This is a genomic window from Enterobacter sp. SGAir0187 (assembly GCF_002952735.2).
Lineage (GTDB): Bacteria > Pseudomonadota > Gammaproteobacteria > Enterobacterales > Enterobacteriaceae > Enterobacter > Enterobacter quasiroggenkampii.
In genome coordinates this window covers 4,263,473-4,283,783 of sequence record NZ_CP025034.2, presented here as the reverse complement: position 1 = coordinate 4,283,783, position 20,311 = coordinate 4,263,473, and the positions used below count along the sequence as shown (strand labels likewise).

Below are 20,311 nucleotides of genomic sequence, written 5' to 3'. Positions count from 1 at the left end.
TTACGCTATCACGCCTCGGTTTTGCGCCACCGGCGCGTCAGCACTTTCTCCGCCTCGACAATAAGGAACATCACAAAACCAATCAGCAAGGTGATGACCCAGTAGCGGAACTGCAGCGCTTCTGTGCCAAACAGCATCTGCATGAACGGTGCGTAAATGATAAGAAGCTGTAGCGCCAGCAGCACGCCGCTGACGATCCAAATCCCTTTGTTCGCCAGCAGGCCTTTGCTCAGCGAGAAGCCGTCATTAACGCGGCAGTTAAGCATGTAAAACCACTGCGCGGTCACCAGGGTTTGCAGCAGCACGGTGCGGATAAATTCCGCCGAGTAACCGCGCGGCTGTAGCCAGGCTTCCAACACGAAAGCGCTGATGGCAATCATCAGACCGACAAACACCACGCGCCAGATGGCATAGCCGTCCATCACATGCAGATTCGCCTTACGCGGTGGCCGGTTCATGATATCCTTCTCACCCGCTTCAAACGCCAGGCCAAACGACAGCGTTGCCGACGTCGCCATGTTCATCCACAGGATCAGGACCGGCGTCAGCGGGATCAGGTTCCCCGCCAGCAGCGCGATGATGATTAGCAGGGCCTGCGCAATGTTGCTCGGGATAACGAAGAGAATCGTTTTTTTCAGGTTATCGTAAACACGACGTCCCTCGTGCACCGCACTGGCAATGGTGGCAAAGTTGTCATCCGTTAACACCATGTCGGCGGCTTCCTTGGTAACTTCAGTCCCCTTAATCCCCATGGCGATACCCACATCCGCCCGCTTTAGCGCCGGGGCATCATTTACGCCATCCCCGGTCATACCCACCACTTCCTGTTTACTTTGCAGGGCCTGCACAAGGCGGAACTTATCCTCCGGGCTGGTACGGGCGAAAATGTCGTACTGCTGGGCGGCGTCGCTCAGCTGACGATCGTCCATCGCCTCCAGCTCACGCCCGGTGATAGCGCTTGCGGCGTTACCAATCCCCAACATTTGCCCAATGCTCATTGCCGTTTGCGGATGGTCGCCGGTAATCATTTTCACGCGGATCCCGGCCTGCAGACAGTCGGCGATCGCAGTAATGGCCTCCGGACGCGGCGGATCCATCATTCCCGCAATACCCAGCAGGATCACGCCATCACGCAGGTCCGGGTGATCCAGCTCGCGCTGTCCCTCGCGGGCAGGTTTCCAGGCCGCAGCCACCATACGCAACCCTTCCCGGGCATACACTTCAATCTTACCTTCCCAGTAAGGTTGATCGAAAGGCTGCAGTCCGTCATTTGTCTGCTGGTACTGGCAGAGGCGGAACAGGACGTCCGGCGCGCCGGTGATTAAAATCACCTCTTCATCGCCCAGCCGGTTCAGCGTGGACATGTATTTATACTGCGAATCAAACGGGATTTTACTGCGCATTTCGGTATCGAGTGGAGGGAGAGGGATTTTCGCCGCCAGCACCTTCAGCGCGCCCTCGGTTGGTCCCCCGGTGATCTTCCACAGCCCCTGCTCGTCTTTGATCAGCTGGCTGTCATTACAGAGGTCAATGGTGCGCAGGTAGCGCTCCAGCAGGGAACCCTGCGTCACGCTGAGGGGCGTCGGGTCATCTACGGGGTGAATATTCCCCACAGGTTCGTAGCTGTCGCCCTCCACGCGATAGGTCGTCTCAGCGGTAATCACCGCTTTGACCGTCATTTCATTCATCGTCAGGGTGCCGGTTTTATCCGAGCAGATGACCGTCATTGCGCCCAGGGTTTCCACCGTGGGCAACTTACGAATGATGGCCTTGCGACGTGCCATGGCCTGTACGCCAAGCGAAAGGATGATGGAAATGATGGCCGGCAGGCCTTCAGGCACGGCGGCAACGGCGAGGCTGATAAGCGACAGCACCAGTTCAGAAACCGGCATATCCCGGAACAAGAGGCTGAAAACAAACAGCGCTACCATCATGACCAGGATAGTCATGAAGATGGTTTTACCGAGCTTATCCATCTGCACCATCAGCGGCGTGCGGTGCTTTTCAATGTCGGACATCATCTGATTAATGTGGCCAAGCTCGGTCTCGCCCCCGGTTGCCACCACCACGCCTTTACCGCCGCCGGAGCTGACGGTGGTGCCTGAATAAAGCAGATTATACCGGTCACCTAAAGGCAGTTCCCCGCTCAACGCATCGCTGTTTTTTTCAACAACGGTGGATTCGCCGGTCAGGATGGCCTCCTCCACGCGGAGGTTATGCGCTTCAATCACACGCAGGTCCGCAGGAATACGATCCCCGGCGCGGATCACCACGATATCACCCGGAACCAGCGACGTGGTGGGGATCGTTTCATGATTCCCCTGTCGTACCACCACGGCTTCGCTGGAGAGCATATTGCGAATACTCTGCAATGATTTTTCAGCATTGCTCTCCTGGATATGGCCAATCAGCGCGTTAATGATGGCAACCCCAAGGATCACAAACATGTCTACCCAGTGGCCCATAAAGAGCTTAAGCAACGCGGCCACCAGCAGAACGTAAATTAATACATCGTTAAAATGCGCCAGGAAGCGCAGCCAGGCGGGTTTGCCCTTTTTTTGCGGTAATGCATTCTCACCATGCTGCTGAAGTCGGGCTGATGCCTCAGTGCCGCTAAGTCCTTCCAGAGTGGAGTGGATATTCGACAGGGTTTCGTCAACGGTTTGTTGATAATACGGACGTTCAGGTTTTCCTGTTTTCATCGTTCCTTCCTCAGGTTCTATTCAGAAATCACCTTGCTTTCATGTAATTAACGAATAACGAAAACAGGAACATGGGCGTAACGGACAATACTTGCCGCCTCCGAACCTAACAAATGGGTTTGAATATTTGGATTTCGAGAGCCGACAATAATCGCGCCAGCAGCAAGTTCATCCGCCAGCTTAATAACCTCATCACGAACATTTCCGCTACGAACATGGAGATGAACCCGCTCTTCTGGCAGATTCAATTTTTTGACCAGGTCAGACAGTTTTTCTTTCGAATTATTAATCATATATTCATCCATCTTGCGCGCATCTGAAATAAAACCGCGCGTCAGTTCGGCTGAAAATTTGGGCATGACGTGCAGCAAATGAATGTCACCTGATGCGCTTTGCGCCAGAAACTGTGCATGTTGCAACGCTTTATCCGCCAGGCTTGTCTCGTAGACGTCCACCGGAACGAGAATGTTTTTATACATATCGAGCATCCTTTTTATAACCAACATGAGAGTGAATGAAGCATAAAAACGCATTAAATGCAGGGGGTTGCCCTTAATGCCAGTTACGGTAAAAAGAGATGAATAATATTAAACGTAGCACAGGAATATCAGGTTTAGCGCTTCCCCACTGCTAATGGTTATTTAACATTTATGTTTTCGCCGACTATGCTCATAGTTAGCCACCGCTTCCGGCTCATGGAGGAATGTATGTATGGTATAAGCCTGATCCGACTGGGTATGTTTATTGCGCTTGCCATTATCGCCAGCACGGCGATTGGTTTATTTACCTATATGGTCGTCACTGTTCTGGCAGAATAGTGTCACCCCTGTCCAGGTTATGGAATAAATAAAACAGTTATTTATTAGGGGAATACAGTGAACCGCTACTTCTCTCTTTTACCGTTCGTTTTGTTAACGCTCACGGCGTGCGATCCTAAACCTGAACAAGCCTCCCCCCTGCCCAGAATGGTTAAAGTGGCGGAGGTGACGGTTCCCGGTCACGCCCAGCAGCGCGTTTTTCCCGCCCGCATTGAATCGGGCGATGCCACAGACCTTTCCTTCAAGCGCGCTGGTCAAATTGAAGCGCTCGATGTGCGTCAGGGCGCAGCCATCAAGCAGGGCCAACAGCTTGCAAGATTGAACGCCCGTGAAGCCCAGCAGCGGGTTAACGACAGGCAGACGGCGGCGACGCTGGCCCAGAGGCAGTTCGATCGCTTCCAGACGCTGGCGGGCCGCCAGGCGATTTCGAAAGCCGAAATGGACGTGCAGCGTGCGAACCGCGATTCGGCGAATGCGGCGCTACAGATCGCCCGAGAAGAGTTGAATCAAATGACGCTTGTCGCCCCTTTCAGCGGGACGGCGGCCAGCGTACATGTCCGAAACCATCAGGTGGTGTCTGCCGGTCAGCCCATCGCGACGTTAACCCGCACCGATCTGCTTGACGTGGTGTTCAGCATCCCTGAAAACCTGTTTAAGACCTTTGATATTCGCAACGCGCAGTATCGCCCGGTAGTGAGAATTAACGCCATTCCGGATCGGGAATTTACCGCCGTTTATAAAGAACACTCGGGCAGCAGCGACAGTAATACCCTGACCTGGCAGGTAATACTAACCATGCCGCGGCCAGATGATTTTCCCGCCGTCGGTGGCGTAAGCGGTACGGTTACCATTAATTTAACCAACCTCCCGGCTGGCACGGGCACTCAGGCGCTGGTCGTACCGGTTGAGGCAGTCTTTAACCCGGACAACAGCCCGCGCAATGAGCCGCACGTCTGGGTTGTAGCGGGAGAAGGCGACACGCTCCATCTTGAAGACCGCAAGGTCAGCGTGGGGCAAGTGATTACCGAAGGCGTGGTGATCACCAGCGGGCTTAAGGCGGGTGAGCGCGTGGTAGCCGCAGGCGTTGGGGAGCTGCATGCCAACCAGCCGGTGCGTATCTGGACGCGTGAACGGGGACTGTAATGGATATCTCTCGTCAATTTATTAATAACCCTGTTCGCGTCTGGCTAACGATTCTGCTGCTGGGCATTGGGGGTATTTTCGCGCTGTTGAATATCGGCAGGCTGGAAGATCCCGCCTTTACCATCAAAACCGCAGTGGTTGTCACCCTCTACCCCGGCGCATCCGCTCAGCAGGTCGAAGAAGAGGTGACGCTGCCGCTGGAGAATGCCCTTCAGCAGCTGCCTTATCTGGACAACGTGAGCTCCATCTCTTCAAACGGTTTGTCGCAAATCACCGTTAACATCGCGTCACGCCATCACTCAAACGAACTGCCGCAGATTTGGGATGAACTGCGCCGCCGCGTGGGCGACGCCTCGCGTCAGTTCCCGCCCGGCGTCGTCACGCCCTTTGTGAACGACGATTTCGGCGACGTGTTCGGCTTCTTCTTCGCCATTTCCGGGGATGAATTCAGTAATCCTGAACTGGTGAGATACGCGGAGCAGCTGCGCCGCGAGTTGATTCTGGTCCCCGGGGTCGCGAAGGTTGCCATCGGTGGAGCGATTAGCCAACAGGTCAATATCGATATTTCCCTGACCAAAATGGCCGCGCGCGGCATTACCCTGAACCAGCTTTCCGCCCTGCTCAGCAGGCTTAACGTCGTTTCCAGCGCCGGAGAAATCACCTCCGGCAGCGAATCCATTCGTCTGCACCCGACCGGTGAGTTCGAGAATCTGGATGAATTGGCGGATCTCATCATCACGCCTTCCGGCACCGGGGCGGCGACGCGTCTGCGGGATATCGCCACGCTGTCGCGCGGGCTGAACGAATCGCCAGCCAGTATCTACCATGCCAACGGCAAAAAAGCCGTCACCATGGGCGTCTCGTTTATTCGCGGCGTGAACGTGATCGACGTGGGCCACGCACTGGAGGCGAAGCTAAACCAGATGTCGGCGGAAAAACCGGCAGGCATACAGATAGATCTGTTTTACGATCAGGCAGGCGAAGTGGGCCACTCTGTTAACGGTTTTATTATTAACTTCCTGATGGCGCTGGCGATCGTCATCGGCGTGCTGCTGATCTTTATGGGCGTACGCAGCGGGATCATCATCGCGTTTTCCCTCGCGCTTAACGTGCTGGGCACGCTGCTGATTATGTATCTCTGGGGCATTGAGCTACAGCGCATCTCGCTTGGGGCGCTGATTATCGCCCTCAGCATGCTGGTGGATAACGCCATCGTAATTGTCGAAGGGGTGTTGATTGCCCGACAGCAGGGCTCCCCGCTATTAACCGCCGTTAACACTATCATCCGTCGCTCCGCCCTGCCGCTGCTGGGGGCGACGGTGATCGCTATCCTTGCGTTTGCGCCTATCGGGCTGTCGCAGGATTCCACCGGGGAATACTGTAAATCCCTCTTCCAGGTGCTGCTGATTTCCCTGATGCTGAGCTGGTTCTCGGCGCTCACCCTCACCCCGGTGATGATTAAGTGGTGGTTGTTTAAAAACGACAGCGCGCCGGGCACCACTGACGAGTCAGATCCTTACGACAAACGTCTCTACCGCCTCTATCAGCACCTGCTTAACACGCTGCTGCACCATAAGGCACCGACGCTGGTAGTGATGGCCGCCCTGCTGGCCGCGTCTGTCTGGGGGTTTGGCGCGGTGCGGCAAAACTTTTTCCCGTCGTCCAATACGCCGATTTTCTTTGTCGACCTGTGGTTACCCTACGGGACCGATATCAAATGGACCGAGAAAATGACCGGTGATATTGAGAAAACCATCAAGGGCCAGCCCGGCGTGGAAACCACCGTCTCTACCATCGGTCAGGGGAGCATGCGGTTTATTCTGACCTACAGCGGACAACGGCAGTACAGCAACTATGCGCAGATCATGGTGCGCATGGATGACCAGCGTAACATTTCCCCCTTGACCCGCCACGTTGACGAGTACATCGCGCGAAACTACCCGCAGGTGAACGCCAGCACGAAACGGGTGATGTTTGGCCCTTCCGGCGACAGCGCCATTGAAGTGCGCATTAAAGGCCCGGATCCTGACAGGCTGCGTCTGATTGCCAGCCAGGTGGACGATATTCTGGCGCGCGATCCGGCTACGGGGAGCGTCCGAAACGACTGGCAAAACCGCAGCAAAGTGATCCGCCCGCAGTACGTCGCCGCGCTGGGACGCGAGCTTGGCGTGGATAAACAGGACGTCGACAACGCGCTGGAGATGAATTTCTCCGGCAGCCGGGCGGGGTTGTATCGGGAAGGCAGCGACCTGCTGCCCGTGGTGGTGAGGCCCCCGGAAAGCGAAAGGCTGGATGCCAGCCACCTGAACAACGTGCTGGTGTGGAGCCAGGCGCGGCAGCAGTATATCCCGCTCAGTAACGTCGTCAGTCGCTTCTCTCTGGAGTGGGAAGATCCGCTCATTCTTCGACGCGACCGCTCGCGGGTACTGACGGTTCAGACGGACCCTGACCCGCTGACCCAGCAAACTTCCGGCGATATTCTCGCCCGCGTGAAGCCGCAGGTTGATGCCCTTCCCCTGCCACACGGCTACAGCATCGAGTGGGGGGGCGATGCGGAAAACTCCAGTGAAGCGCAGCAAGGGCTGTTCACAACGCTGCCTCTCGGGTATCTGGTGATGTTTGTCATTACGGTGCTGATGTTCAGCTCGGTAAAAAATGCCGTCGCAATCTGGCTGACCGTACCGCTGGCGTTGATTGGCGTCACACCAGGATTTTTAATTACCGGCATTCCCTTTGGCTTTATGGCGCTGATTGGTCTGCTGAGCCTGAGCGGAATGCTCATCCGCAACGGCATCGTGCTGGTGGAAGAGATCGAACAGCAGAAAACGCAAAAGGATCAGCACAGCGCGATCGTTTATGCCGCCACCTCGCGCCTGCGCCCTATCCTGCTCACCGCGTTCACGACCGTACTTGGCCTGGCTCCGCTACTGCTGGATGTTTTCTTCCAGAGCATGGCCGTTGTGATTATGTTTGGACTGGGGTTTGCTACAATCCTGACGCTACTGGTACTCCCCGTGATCTATGCGTGTTTCCATCGTAAGGACGAAGCCAAACAACAATGAATGCGACAGGGCTGAACATTATCAAGACGCTGGGCTGCATGACGGCGGTTACCTTCTTCACCATCTACAATACCTGGGATCATTATGATTATGACTATCACTGGATCCTGGGGTTTTTAACCTTTATCTCGACGATCGCTACACCGCTGTTTTTTGTGGTGTCGGGCTATCTCGACGGACAATCCCGGCACGGCACGCGCTGGCAGCTGGGTAAAATTAAAAGTCTTGTGATTGTTTTTCTGTTCTGGATAACGATCTACTACCTGTGGGAGCCTTATCAGCGCGGGTATTTAATCCAGCCCTGGTTCGTGTTCGCCTTTGTCGTGATTTACACCTTCCACCCGGCGATAGAGTGGCTTAGCCAGCGGAGATCGCTGTTCTGCGGCGCGATTGCTGCCCTGCTGTTCTTTTCCTACGGATACGATCTGTTATCGGCGCTTTATCCTGAAACGCACGCCCTTTCTCTTTCACCGCAGTATCGGCTGTGGACGTGGCTGCTGTTTTATCTGACGGGACAACTCTTCTGCGATCCTAAAATCGCCGAGTGGATAAGCCGCAAAAATGTAGTCCGGGCGGCGCTTATCGCCATCCCGTTTATCTATCTCTTCACCTGGTTTTACGAGCGCCACTTCTTTTTTGCCCTGTTTAAGGCCGACAGAAACGCCTTTATCCTCACCGGCTCGCAGATCTACATCCTGATAATTGCCCTGGTGATTGCGGCGAACGGCGTGCGCTTTCGCCGCAATGCTGAATTTAAGGAGTCCATACTGGCCGCCATCAGCAAAACGATGACTGGCGTATATATTGTGCACTACTCGGTGTTTCATCTGCTGACGGCGCTGATACCGGTGACGTCGCTCGGTATGAAGCTGGCGCTGATTGTGCTCACGTTCGTCACCTCGGTTCTCCTCTCCATGCTGGTATTGTCTAACGCCGTGGCAAAAAAGGTGATCACCCTTTAAAAGCCTAAGCGCAGCCAGGCAAAGAGCACGTTGCCGTTGTTATACGTCCCGGGAATATAGGTGAACTGGACGGTAACGCGCTGATAGCTGGCCGAAAAAAGGGGGAAGATGAACGGTAGCGGGACATAGTTCGCAAAATCATCTCGCGCCGTGATGCCCGCGGCGGCACCGAGCCCAAGGCGGAAATCTCTGGCATTATCCAGATACCAGCCCTTCTCCCAGCCATAGCCCATCGCGGGCTGCCATTCGTTGTGCGAGTCCTTGAACATCATCGCGAAAAGCGCGCTCCAGTTACCCTCTTCGTTATAGCGGGAAACGCCCAGCCCGCCTCCCCACGGCATTTCGTTGTACTTGTCGGTTTTTTCTTTGTCGTACATAAAGCGAGCGTGCCAGCTCAGAAACGGCAGGTACAGATCGTAACGCTGAGGCTGCGCCCAGGTTTGCGAAATGTCTTCCGTCAACGCATTCCACCAGCCGCTGATGCGTTGCTCGCCATAGACGTTGGGCTCCGCCTGAAGCGGTGCGACGAATAAAAAAAGAATCATCCAGAATGCCGAAAAGGTGCGTTGCATCGTTATTCCCTCAGCTTAACTCACGCGGCGGTCACTATTACTGTAATCCATTCAGCACTAACCGGAGCCAAACAGACTGATTTATCTCAAGGCAGGGGAAGATGAAATTTATTTATTCAGCACCTTCCGGAAAGATAAAAACGTTTTCTCAGGCGTTTTGTCGCGGTAGTCTCATAGGTTCCGTTTATATGACGGGCGCAATGTGAGTGACCTTTTCTTATACCAATAATTAAAAAATCAGTACGGACAGGACAACTATGGACTCCACCCTCATCTCCGATCGTCCCAACGAGGAGACACCTTCGCTCAATCGCGCCCGCCGCGCCGCACTCGGCAGCTTCGCGGGTGCCGTCGTCGACTGGTATGATTTTCTGCTTTACGGCATTACCGCCGCGCTGGTGTTTAACCGCGAATTCTTCCCCCAAATCAGCCCTGCGATGGGTACGCTTGCCGCGTTTGCCACCTTCGGCGTCGGCTTTCTGTTTCGCCCGCTGGGCGGGGTGATCTTCGGCCACTTCGGCGACCGCCTGGGCCGCAAGCGCATGCTGATGCTCACCGTCTGGATGATGGGGATCGCCACCGCGCTGATTGGCATTCTCCCGTCGTTTTCCGCCATTGGCTGGTGGGCCCCGGTATTGCTGGTGACATTACGCGCCATTCAGGGCTTCGCCGTGGGCGGCGAATGGGGCGGCGCGGCGCTGCTATCCGTTGAGAGCGCGCCAAAAAATAAGAAAGCGTTTTACAGCAGCGGCGTGCAGGTCGGGTACGGCGTAGGGCTGCTGCTTTCTACCGGGCTGGTATCGCTAATCAGCCAGCTTACCACCGACGAGCAGTTCCTGAGCTGGGGCTGGCGCATTCCGTTCATCTTCAGCATCGTGCTGGTCATTGCCGCACTGTGGATCCGTAACGGCATGGAGGAGTCCGCTGAATTCGAACAGCAGCAGCAGCAGGAAAAACCGGCCGTCAAAAAGCGGCTGCCGGTGATGGAAGCCCTGATTCGGCACCCTGGCGCTTTTCTGAAAATTATCGCCCTGCGCCTGTGCGAGCTGCTGACGATGTATATCGTCACCGCCTTTGCGCTGAACTACTCGACGCAGAATCTCGGCCTGCCGCGTGAATTGTTCCTGAATATCGGCCTGCTGGTCGGCGGAATCAGCTGTCTGACGATACCCTGCTTCGCCTGGCTGGCGGACCGCTTTGGCCGCCGTCGCGTCTATATCACCGGGGCGCTGATTGGCAGCCTCAGCGCCTGGCCATTCTTTATGGCGCTGGAGGCGCAGTCGATCTTCTGGATTGTCTTTTTTGCCATCATGCTCGCGAACATCGCTCACGATATGGTGGTCTGCGTGCAGCAGCCGATGTTTACCGAACTGTTCGGCGCCAGCTACCGCTACAGCGGCGCGGGCGTGGGTTACCAGGTCGCAAGCGTGGTCGGCGGCGGGTTTACGCCGTTTATTGCCGCCGCGCTGGTGACCTTCTCCGGCGGTAACTGGCACAGCGTGGCGGTTTATCTGCTGGCCGGTTGCCTGCTGTCGGCGGCAACGGCGCTATTGATGAAAGAGACGAGCCACCGCTGATCTCACTTTTGTTTCACAGGCGTGTGACATACTATCGGGTAGAGTCGCACACCTGTGGAACAAGGAGACAGAGATGAATAATAAGGGCTCCAGCCTGACCCCGGCTCAGGCGCTGGAAAAACTCGACGCGCTGTACGAACAGTCCGTCAACGCGCTGCGCAGCGCCATCAGCGAATATATCGAAACAGGGAAACTTCCCGACGAAAAGGCCAGAACCGAGGGCCTTTTTGTTTATCCATCGCTCTCTGTGACCTGGGACGGCAGCGCCAGCACAACACCGAAAACCCGTGCCTACGCTCGTTTTACCCACTCCGGCTGCTACAGCACCACCGTCACCCGCCCGGCCCTGTTCCGCCCGTACCTCGAAGAACAACTTACGCTGCTGTATCAGGATTACGGCGCGCACATTCACGTTGAGCCCTCGCAGCATGAAATTCCATACCCCTACGTGATTGACGGTTCGGCGCTAACGCTGGATCGCTCAATGAGCGCGGGGCTGACCCGCCACTTCCCGACGACGGAGCTTTCACAGATTGGCGATGAGACGGCCGATGGGATCTATCACCCGGCAGAATTTTCTCCCCTGTCGCACTTTGATGCTCGCCGGGTCGATTTCTCCCTGGCGCGACTGCGCCACTACACCGGCACGCCCGTCGAACATTTCCAGCCGTTCGTCCTCTTTACCAACTACACCCGCTACGTTGACGAGTTTGTCCGCTGGGGCTGCAGCCAGATCCTCGACCCGGAAAGCCCGTATATCGCCCTCTCCTGTGCGGGAGGGATCTGGATCACTGCGGAGACCGAAGCGCCCGAGCAGGCCATTTCCGACCTGGCGTGGAAAAAACATCAGATGCCCGCCTGGCACCTGATCACCGCCGACGGCCAGGGCATTACGCTGATTAACATTGGCGTGGGCCCGTCAAATGCCAAGACCATCTGCGACCATCTGGCGGTGCTGCGTCCGGACGTGTGGCTGATGATCGGCCACTGCGGCGGCCTGCGTGAAAGCCAGCTGATAGGCGACTACGTGCTCGCCCACGCCTATCTGCGTGATGACCACGTGCTGGATGCGGTGCTGCCGCCGGATATCCCAATCCCGAGCATCGCCGAAGTGCAGCGCGCGCTGTACGACGCCACCAAAGAGGTCAGCGGCATGCCGGGTGAAGAAGTTAAGCAGCGCCTGCGCACCGGTACGGTCGTCACGACGGATGACCGGAACTGGGAGCTGCGTTACTCCGCCTCCGCGCTGCGGTTCAACCTGAGCCGCGCGGTGGCCATTGATATGGAGAGCGCCACCATCGCCGCGCAGGGGTATCGCTTCCGCGTCCCTTACGGCACGCTGCTGTGCGTCTCCGATAAGCCACTGCACGGCGAGATTAAGCTGCCCGGCCAGGCCAACCGTTTCTATGAAGGTGCGATATCCGAACATCTGCAAATCGGCATTCGCGCCATTGACCTGCTGCGGGCAGAAGGTGACCGGCTCCATTCCCGCAAGCTGCGCACCTTCAACGAGCCGCCGTTCCGCTAATAACGATAAGGAATAATCATGTCCAGCACATCTCCGCTCTCTGCACTGCGCCACTGGCTTGAGGCCAGCCATCTCGACGGGATGATCGTCCCGCGTGCGGATGCATGGCAGAGCGAATACTGCGCGCCCTACGACGAAAAGCTGGCCTGGCTGACGGGCTTTGACGGTTCGGCCGGCGTGGCGCTGGTGCTGAAAAACAACGCGCTGCTGTTCGTCGATGGGCGCTATCAGGTTCAGGCTCGCGTTCAGGTCAATACGGATGAGGTAGAGATCCGCCACCTGCACAACGAGCCGCTGGCTGAATGGCTGACGGAAAACGCTGAGGCCGGGACGCGCATCGGTTTTGACCCACTGCTGATGACCCATTCAGAGTTTGAGCAACTGTCTGCCACGCCTTGCGAGCTGGTCCCGCTGAAAGCCTCGCCGTTTGACACCCTATGGACTGACCGCCCTGCCGCACCGGCGGGGCTTATCCGGGAAATGCCGGTTGAATACAGCGGTGAAAGCAGTGCTGATAAACGTCAGCGCGTCGCCGCCGTGCTGGCTGCAAGCAATGCCGATTATCTCGCCGTTACCCTGCCGGATAATATCGCCTGGCTGTTAAACGTCCGTGGCGCGGATATCCCTTACAGCCCGGTACCGCTCTCTTTTGCTCTTCTGGGCCGTGACGGCCACGTTGAGTGGTTTGTTAACGACAACAAGCTCGGCGCCCTGCCGGAAGACGTGCGCAATGCGTTTACCATTGCGCCACAGGACGCCTTTGTCGAACGCTGCCAGCAGATTGCCGCAGGAAAACGGGTGATGGTTGATGCCGATTCCGCGCCGGTCGCCCTGCGCTTTGCCATCGAACCCAAGGGAGAGATTGTCTGGCGGACCGATCCCATCACCCTGATGAAAGCCACCAAAAACCCGGTTGAGCTGGCCGGTTATCGCGCGTGTCATCACCAGGACGGCGCCGCCTGGGTCAACTTCCTGGCCTGGCTGAGCCGCGAAGTGCCGCTGCGCGAGGCGGCAGGAAATCCGCTCACCGAGCTGGAAGTGCAGGCGCAGCAGCTGGCGTTCCGTCAACAGCAGCCCGGGTTTATCGAGCAGAGTTTTGCGACCATCTCCGCCTCTTCGAGCAATGCGGCGATGTGCCACTATCATTCGAGCGAGGCCAGCAACAAGCCCATCGGTCATGACCATTTTTACCTGAACGATTCCGGCGGTCAGTACGTTAATGGCACGACCGACGCCACGCGCACGCTGGCATGGGGTAAGGTCGACCCGCAGCAGCGCCTGCACTACACCGCCGTGCTGAGAGGCTTCCTGTCGCTGATTACCCTGCAGTTCCCTTCCGGGACTCAGGGGCATCAGCTGGATGCCTTTGCGCGTCGTCCGCTGTGGGAGATGGGACTGGATTACGATCACGGCACGGGGCATGGCGTGGGTCATCAGCTTCTTATCCATGAGAACCCGCATCGCATTGCCAAAAAGGTCAACCCGTGGCCGCTGGTGGCGGGCAATATCATGACGATTGAACCGGGATACTATCTGGGCGATAGCCACGGTATTCGTATTGAAAACCAGGTGGAGATTGTGGAGAGCCGTCCAGGGTTCTGCAGGTTTGCCTCGCTGACGCTGATCCCGATCGACTTAAGCCAGGTTGAGCTACATTTGCTGAGCGAGCAGGAAAAGCAGTGGCTGGATGCGTATCACCAGCAGGTACGCGAGGCGCTGTCACCGCTGGTGAACAGCGATGCGCGTCCGTGGCTGGAAGCGGCGACGGCACCGGTTCGTTTGTAATTTCGTGCGGTCTGGTGCCCTCACCCCAACCCTCTCCCACGGGAGAGGGTGCACACACTAAAAACGGCAACAAGGTTGCCGTTTTGCATTTACCTTGCGCAGAAAAGCAAAAAGCCTGCTTTAAAAGCAGGCTTTTTAAATTTGGCTCCTCTGACTGGACTCGAACCAGTGACATACGGATTAACAGTCCGCCGTTCTACCGACTGAACTACAGAGGAATCGTGTGAACGGGGCGCATATTATCGATGCGCTCCCGGGATGTCAAAGGCAGAATGCATATTTCCGATCGTTTGACGATTTATTCTCCACTTCGCGCAATTGTCAGGCATTTTGTCGCGGATATTTCCACAGCCAGCGCCCGCTGACCATACGCCAGTAGAACAGCACGCCCCGCACGGCCCAGTCCAGGAACATCCCCAGCCAGACGCCGATCACACCCCATCCGAGCATTACCCCAAGCGTATACCCCGCCACGACGCGACATCCCCACATGCCAAGCATCGACACCCACATCGCAAAGCGGGCGTCGCGCGCGCCCTTTAGCCCGGCGGGCAGTACCCATGAGGCCGCCCAGATAGGCATAAAAGCCGCATTGAGCCATATGAGGACTTTTACAACCTCTTTAACGTCGTCTTCATGGGTATAGAACGAGGCCATCAGCCCGGCAAACGGCGCGGTTCCCCAGGCAATCAAGGTCAGTCCGATGGTCGACAGCCAGAAAACGTGGCGCAGCTGTCGCTCCGCCTGGCCGATTTGCCCTTTCCCGAGCCGTTTCCCGGTAATAATGGTCGATGCAGAGCCCAGCGCGTTACCCGGCAGGTTAATCAGCGAGGCAATGGAGAAGGCGATGAAGTTACCGGCGATCACGTCGGTGCCCATCCCGGCGACAAACATCTGCGTCAGCAATTTCCCGCCGTTAAACAGCACTGATTCAATGCTTGCGGGAATGCCGATCCCCATCACTTCCCAGATAATGGCGAAATTAAAGGGGCGGAAATAGCTCTTCAGCGTGAGGCGCAGCGAGGGGGTGATCCCCGCCATCAGCACGCCGATAATCGCCGCTGCACCGATATAGCGTGAAATGGTTAGTCCCAGTCCTGCACCGACAAAGCCCAGCCCGTCCCACGAGAAGACGCCGTAGATCAGCACGCTGCTGATGATAATATTCAGGATATTCATTCCGCCGTTGATCAGCAGCGGAATTTTAGTGTTCCCTGCCCCGCGCAGCGCGCCGCTGCCAATCAGGGCGATGGCCGCCGCCGGATAGCTGATGACGGTCATCTCCAGATAGGTCAGCGCCAGGTCTTTAACCTCGTTCGTGGCCTCCCCGGCGACAAAATCGATGATCTCTTTGCCGAAATAGTGGATCACCGCCGCCAGAACGGCCGAAAAGACAGTCATGATCATCAGCGACTGGCGTGCCGCCTCGCGCGCACGTTTGGGATCCAGCTTGCCGAGGCTAAAGGCCACCACCACCGTCGTGCCGAGGTCAATGGCGGCAAAGAACGAGATCACCACCATGTTAAAGCTGTCCGCCAGACCTACACCCGCCATCGCCTCTTTTCCCAGCCAGCTCACCAGGAAGGTGCTCAGTACCCCCATCAGCAGAACGCAGGTATTTTCCAGGAAAATAGGCACGGCAAGAGGGGTGATTTCACGCCAGAAGAGAACCCGATAGCTTTTACGTTTTGCATACCATGGCGTGCGCGCGATCGCCTGGCGTAAGGAGGCAGTGACGTTCAAAATGGACCTTAGCGAGAAAAGTTGAAACTCCATTTCAAATAATGGGGGAGAAATGCTCATCCTGCAAAGTATTTTCCGGAAAAAGATGTGTGGATTTACAACAAACTGACGACAGAATCAGCAATCAATCGATTTTCCCTAAGATCAGGTTTGACAAAACTTTTTTCGCCGCTAAGATAAGCCTCCACAACGATTCCTCTGTAGTTCAGTCGGTAGAACGGCGGACTGTTAATCCGTATGTCACTGGTTCGAGTCCAGTCAGAGGAGCCAAATTTAAAAAGCCTGCTTTTAAAGCAGGCTTTTTGCTTTGCGGATGAGGGAAAATGAACGCTCTGTTTGTCTACGGCACGCTGCGCCCGGGCCACTCAAATGCGCATATTCTTGAAAACATTGGCGGCGAATGGCTGGCCGGTTTCGTCTCCGGTACGTTTTACGAACGCGGCTGGGGCGCTGCGGCGGACTTTCCGGGGATCGTGCTCCACCCCGATGGCCCCCGCGTCGAAGGCTATCTGTTTATCTCTGATCGCCTTGCCGCACACTGGTCAATGCTGGATGAGTTTGAAGACGGCTACGATCGGGTTGAGGTCACGGTGACCACCTCTGAAGGCGAGCAGGTTCAAGCCTGGATTTACCAGCTACAGCCGCGTTCTGAGCCATAAAAAAAGCTCTCTGTCACCAGAGAGCCTTTTTCACTATTCGCTGCGATTACTCGCTTTTTGCTTCACCGTTTTTGATTTCGCCCATCACTTTCAGCTTTTTAGAGATGTCACGACGCTCTTTGGACAGCTCAGCATTTTTGATGATGTAGTCATCAACACGGTCTTCATAGTCGCTCTTCATGCTGGCGATGATGCCCTGAATAGCTTCAACGCTCATGCCTGGCTTGATGTAGTCGCTCAGGTTGTCGAGCAGCAGAACACGTTTCTGGTTGTCACGGATCTTCTTCTCAACGTCCTGGATTTCACGCTGCAGTTTGTTTTTGCGGCGGAACAGGCGGACGAATTCCAGAACATCCTGGAACGAAGGCTTGGTAGTTTCCATTTTTACACCCCTGATAATGTGAGATTCGGATTCGTTAAAGCAACCGTTGTAACAATAACCTTACTGACAGCGGCTGCGAATGGCAATGAGTATACCCGTCATACTTCAAGTTGCCTGTGCTTGGCTTCCTCGCTCACCTCAGTCACGTACTGATGTACGCTCCTGAGGATTCACTGCGTCGCCGCCTTCACGCAACTCGAATTATTTAGGGTATATATCGTTTAAAGCTATCATAACCCCAATTGCTGCTGAATCGAAGCAGCAGGCGTCACATACGCCTTTTATTTGCGCAGCGCCCGGCAAATCAGGTGCGATAACAGCTCAAGCTGCCGCGCCAGTTCCATGCTCAGCCAGACGTAGCCATGAATAGGTGTTTCCGCCACGTTATCGCTCTGGCGCTCATTGATTAACTGCTTCAGTTCCGCGACGATCTCGTTCAGTCGCTCGCTGTTGGCCAGGATCGGCTGCGGGTTACCTTCGTAGAGCGCATGGGCGATGGTAAACAGCGTTTGCTGCGTCATCTGCTGGGTCTCTTTGAGAGTCTGCGCGTTAAGCATCAACAGATGGCTGGGTCGCGTGGCCCAGTGTGCGTTGATTTGCAGTTCAAGCATGCAGACCAGATTGCGGCTCACCGTCTGAATAGCTTCGAAAATTGATTTCTGAATATGGGTTTCTTTGCTGGCTGGCGTGATCAAGCCGCGCATTTTGACCACGTCGTTTAGGATGGTCTGCAGGTGCTTTTCCAGGCGCGGGCGCTCAACCAGATTCGGGGAAAAACCGGCCTGATAGACGCGGTTAAACGCGGTGACGTAGCTGGCCATCTGAATACGCCAGTGCAGAAAAGCGCGCTGCGGCCAGATACCGGTGAAGAGCATCGCCAGCAGTGAACCCAGGATGACATCCCCGCTTCGCCACAGCGCCGTGGTCATATCCCCGGCGGGTGCACCGACCACCACCGCGAGCGTAATACCTATCAGCAGCGCCTGATAAGGCTTTTTACCCAACGCCAGCCAGCCGCACAGGAACATAGCGGCACCGCACCATATCAGCATGACCGGGAACGAGATAAGCTCCAGCTTCAGGGCAATTAGCCCCAGGGCCGAACCTAACACGGTCCCGCCAATACGCTCCAGGGCGCGCGGGACAACGTTCCCCCAAAACGAGATGGGCCCCATCACCACCACCAGCGTGATCAGCGGCCACGTCCCTTCCGGAACCTCCAGCAAACGCACCAGGACAAACGTTAATACGAACGCCAGCGCAATGCGACACCCGTGCACCACGCGGTAGTGTTTGTACAACCGAATTTCAAAAGGGGTTAATGATTTGTCGGGACGCACACCCGCTCTCCAGCTACACGGCAAAGCACAATTGTACTGTGTTTTCAGCCGGGTGGATCGCTCCCGGCTGAAAAACCCTTCATTTAGCAGGCTTAAAACCTTTTGTGCTCGACGGCGATATACATTTCGATATCCCAGTAGCCGTCCGCATTGCCGTCATTGAGATAGCGCTCAAAGCAGGGTTTGAGCGCCATCTGGTACTTATTGTCCTGTAGCAGGGAATTGAAGAACTGATACCACGGCGTGGCGAAGTCGTAGTTTTCCACGCGCGCCGTCGCCACGGCATAATCCCCGGCCGCGATTTCCGTCATCATGACGCCTTCGCTGTTTTCCGGGATGACGAAATCATCCGGTACCGTCACGGCCGTATCACAGCGTAGTTTTTCTGCCGGGACTTCATCCGGGTTATCGTAATAGACCGCCACCCACTCCAGCGGCTCAATGTGACGCCCGTCGACCCACATGACCAGTTGTTCAAAGCCCTGCTTTACCGTGTGTTCCCACGGGCCGACCAAATGAAAACCGGCAATCTTACGTTTCTGTTGCTGCGTAATGCTGTAGTCCATGCTGCCTCCGTTTATCACTGTATATTTATACACTATAAAACTGGGTTATCATTATCAGCAAACGAGGAGTGTTTATTATGTGAGCAGACTCGCAACCCTGCCAGTCTGCTCAGCAGCGGTTAAAGCGTGTGATGCAGATAATCGCTCAGACGAGAGAGCAGGCCGCCTTTATCAACAGCTTCCAGCGTGACCAGCGGCCAGTGGGCTACCACCTTGTCGCGGTCATAGAGCTGAATCTCCCCGACCCGCTGATGCGCAGCAATCGGCGCTTCCAGCTCTTTTTTATCCAGAACGTACCTGGCTTTGATGTTGGGAACCTCCGCTTTCGGCAAGGCCAGCCAGAAGTCCTGATCGGTGCCCAGTTTCACCTGCTCCTTATCGCCGTACCAGATGCGCTCCGTCCCTACTTTTTTACCGCTATGCAGGATCTGCACCGTATCGAAATTCTGCTGCCCCCAGTGCAGCAGTTTCCGGGCCTGGTCTTCGCGCCCTTTCGGGCTGTCCGCCCCCATCACCACCGCGATTAAACGGCGCTGGCCGTCTACGGCAGACGCAATCAGGTTAAAACCCGCCCCCGAAGTATGCCCCGTTTTCAACCCGTCCACGTTCATGGTCTTATCCCACAGCAGGCCGTTACGGTTTTGCTGGGTGATTCCGTTCCAGGTCAGGCTCTTTTCGCTGTACATATGATAAAACTCTGGCTCACCGTGGATGATGGCGCGGGAGAGTACGGCCAGGTCATAGGCCGAGCTGTGCTGGCCCGGCGCGTCCAGCCCGTGGACGGTTTCAAAATGCGTATCGCGCAGGTTCAGCTTCTGCACGTAGTCGTTCATCATCTTCACGAACTGCGGCTGCCCGCCCGCCACGTGATCGGCCAGCGCTACGCAGGCGTCGTTGCCGGAATCGACAATCAGACCGCGGCTTAAGTCACGCACGGAGACGCGATCGCCCTCTTTCAGGAACATGAGCGACGAGCCGTCAAAAACCGGGTTGCCTTTTGCCCAGGCATCACGTCCTACGGTAACAATGTCGTCCGGCGTAATGCGGTGGCTATCAATGGCCCGATCCACCACATAGCCCGTCATCAGCTTGGTCAGGCTCGCCGGATTACGTTGTTGATGTTCGTTGCCCGCCGTTAAAATCTGACCAGTCGTGTAATCCATCAGCACCCAGGAGCCAGCCTGAATGGCCGGAGGCTGCGGCGAAAAATCCAGTGGTTCGGCCGCAAAAGCAGATGAGACACTCGAAGCGAGTAAAGAAACAGCAATAAACAGACGGCGTTTCAACGGTATATCCTCAGGTCATTAAAAATCGATGACCTTTTTACGGGAGTTCTGATGTCGTTACCTGGCTTAATTGCAAAAAAATGTGACAGAACGCAGATTTTTCTCTGAAGCTGGCGCGCAAATTTGCGACGCGGCGGTGCTTTTTATTCGGTCTGACCCGCACGATCGTTTACCATAGTGACGTCA

Annotated in this window: 15 protein-coding genes and 2 tRNA genes; 8 read left to right on the top strand and 9 right to left on the bottom strand. The window is 56.0% G+C overall.

Features of this window, described 5'->3' with window-relative positions; all coding sequences use genetic code 11:
* Positions 1 to 8: 8 nt before the first annotated feature.
* Both CWR52_RS20500 and CWR52_RS20495 read right to left on the bottom strand, forming a co-directional pair.
* Positions 9 to 2,702 carry a cation-transporting P-type ATPase gene (locus CWR52_RS20500; protein ID WP_104950588.1) on the bottom strand — a complete coding sequence of 898 codons (2,694 nt, stop codon included), beginning with the start codon at positions 2,700 to 2,702 and terminating at the stop codon, positions 9 to 11.
* 47 nt (positions 2,703 to 2,749) lie between these two features.
* Positions 2,750 to 3,181: a universal stress protein gene (locus tag CWR52_RS20495; protein WP_028019628.1), complete on the bottom strand. Its 432-nt coding sequence runs from the start codon at positions 3,179 to 3,181 to the stop codon at positions 2,750 to 2,752.
* Positions 3,182 to 3,577: 396 nt separating this feature from the next.
* On the opposite strand from CWR52_RS20495, the gene CWR52_RS20490 reads away from it, so the two are divergent.
* From CWR52_RS20490 to CWR52_RS20480, 3 genes are read left to right on the top strand one after another with little or no spacing between them, the layout of a single operon-like run.
* Positions 3,578 to 4,663, top strand: coding sequence for an efflux RND transporter periplasmic adaptor subunit (locus tag CWR52_RS20490; protein ID WP_167467787.1), 1,086 nt, complete (start codon positions 3,578 to 3,580; stop codon positions 4,661 to 4,663).
* On the top strand, positions 4,663 to 7,725 hold the full coding sequence (locus CWR52_RS20485; protein ID WP_104950586.1) for an efflux RND transporter permease subunit: 3,063 nt from the start codon (positions 4,663 to 4,665) through the stop codon (positions 7,723 to 7,725). Before CWR52_RS20490 ends, CWR52_RS20485 begins: the two co-directional genes overlap by 1 nt.
* Positions 7,722 to 8,687 (top strand): acyltransferase, encoded by a 966-nt coding sequence (locus CWR52_RS20480; protein ID WP_104950585.1) that lies wholly within the window; start codon positions 7,722 to 7,724, stop codon positions 8,685 to 8,687. The genes CWR52_RS20485 and CWR52_RS20480 overlap by 4 nt, the downstream gene beginning before the upstream one ends.
* Here CWR52_RS20480 and pagP read toward each other — a convergent pair.
* Positions 8,684 to 9,259 carry a lipid IV(A) palmitoyltransferase PagP gene (gene pagP / locus CWR52_RS20475; RefSeq protein WP_045908122.1) on the bottom strand — a complete coding sequence of 192 codons (576 nt, stop codon included), beginning with the start codon at positions 9,257 to 9,259 and terminating at the stop codon, positions 8,684 to 8,686. The two genes, CWR52_RS20480 and pagP, sit on opposite strands and share 4 nt — an antisense overlap.
* Positions 9,260 to 9,516: 257 nt before the next feature.
* On the opposite strand from pagP, the gene shiA reads away from it, so the two are divergent.
* The 3 genes from shiA (at position 9,517) to CWR52_RS20460 (ending at position 14,149) form a co-directional block, all read left to right on the top strand.
* Positions 9,517 to 10,836 carry a shikimate transporter gene (gene shiA, locus CWR52_RS20470; protein WP_104950584.1) on the top strand — a complete coding sequence of 440 codons (1,320 nt, stop codon included), beginning with the start codon at positions 9,517 to 9,519 and terminating at the stop codon, positions 10,834 to 10,836.
* 73 nt (positions 10,837 to 10,909) lie between these two features.
* Positions 10,910 to 12,364, top strand: coding sequence for an AMP nucleosidase (locus CWR52_RS20465; protein WP_045908120.1), 1,455 nt, complete (start codon positions 10,910 to 10,912; stop codon positions 12,362 to 12,364).
* Between the two features lie 18 nt (positions 12,365 to 12,382).
* On the top strand, positions 12,383 to 14,149 hold the full coding sequence (locus CWR52_RS20460; RefSeq protein WP_104950583.1) for an aminopeptidase P family protein: 1,767 nt from the start codon (positions 12,383 to 12,385) through the stop codon (positions 14,147 to 14,149).
* A gap of 142 nt (positions 14,150 to 14,291) precedes the next feature.
* Here the strand turns inward: CWR52_RS20460 and CWR52_RS20455 are convergent.
* Positions 14,292 to 14,367, bottom strand: a tRNA-Asn gene (locus CWR52_RS20455).
* A 103-nt stretch (positions 14,368 to 14,470) separates the two neighbouring features.
* Positions 14,471 to 15,925 (bottom strand): multidrug efflux MATE transporter EmmdR, encoded by a 1,455-nt coding sequence (gene emmdR, locus CWR52_RS20450; protein WP_129546965.1) that lies wholly within the window; start codon positions 15,923 to 15,925, stop codon positions 14,471 to 14,473.
* 161 nt (positions 15,926 to 16,086) lie between these two features.
* Between emmdR and CWR52_RS20445 the strand changes: the two genes are divergently transcribed.
* A tRNA-Asn gene (locus CWR52_RS20445) sits at positions 16,087 to 16,162 on the top strand.
* A 53-nt stretch (positions 16,163 to 16,215) separates the two neighbouring features.
* Positions 16,216 to 16,551, top strand: a complete 336-nt coding sequence (locus CWR52_RS20440) for a gamma-glutamylcyclotransferase family protein (protein WP_104950581.1) — start codon at positions 16,216 to 16,218, stop codon at positions 16,549 to 16,551.
* A 46-nt stretch (positions 16,552 to 16,597) separates the two neighbouring features.
* Here the strand turns inward: CWR52_RS20440 and CWR52_RS20435 are convergent, their stop codons facing one another.
* The 4 genes from CWR52_RS20435 to dacD all read right to left on the bottom strand — a co-directional run bounded on the left by CWR52_RS20435 (position 16,598) and on the right by dacD (position 20,125).
* Entirely contained in the window at positions 16,598 to 16,933 is a 336-nt protein-coding gene (locus tag CWR52_RS20435) for a DUF496 family protein (protein ID WP_008499467.1), read from the bottom strand.
* 281 nt (positions 16,934 to 17,214) lie between these two features.
* A complete protein-coding gene (locus tag CWR52_RS20430; protein ID WP_104950580.1) occupies positions 17,215 to 18,273 on the bottom strand; it encodes an FUSC family protein in 1,059 nt (352 codons plus the stop codon).
* A 92-nt stretch (positions 18,274 to 18,365) separates the two neighbouring features.
* Positions 18,366 to 18,839 carry a DNA gyrase inhibitor SbmC gene (gene sbmC / locus CWR52_RS20425; RefSeq protein WP_104950579.1) on the bottom strand — a complete coding sequence of 158 codons (474 nt, stop codon included), beginning with the start codon at positions 18,837 to 18,839 and terminating at the stop codon, positions 18,366 to 18,368.
* Between the two features lie 119 nt (positions 18,840 to 18,958).
* On the bottom strand, positions 18,959 to 20,125 hold the full coding sequence (gene dacD / locus CWR52_RS20420) for a serine-type D-Ala-D-Ala carboxypeptidase DacD (protein WP_104950578.1): 1,167 nt from the start codon (positions 20,123 to 20,125) through the stop codon (positions 18,959 to 18,961).
* Between the last annotated feature and the right edge of the window lie 186 nt (positions 20,126 to 20,311).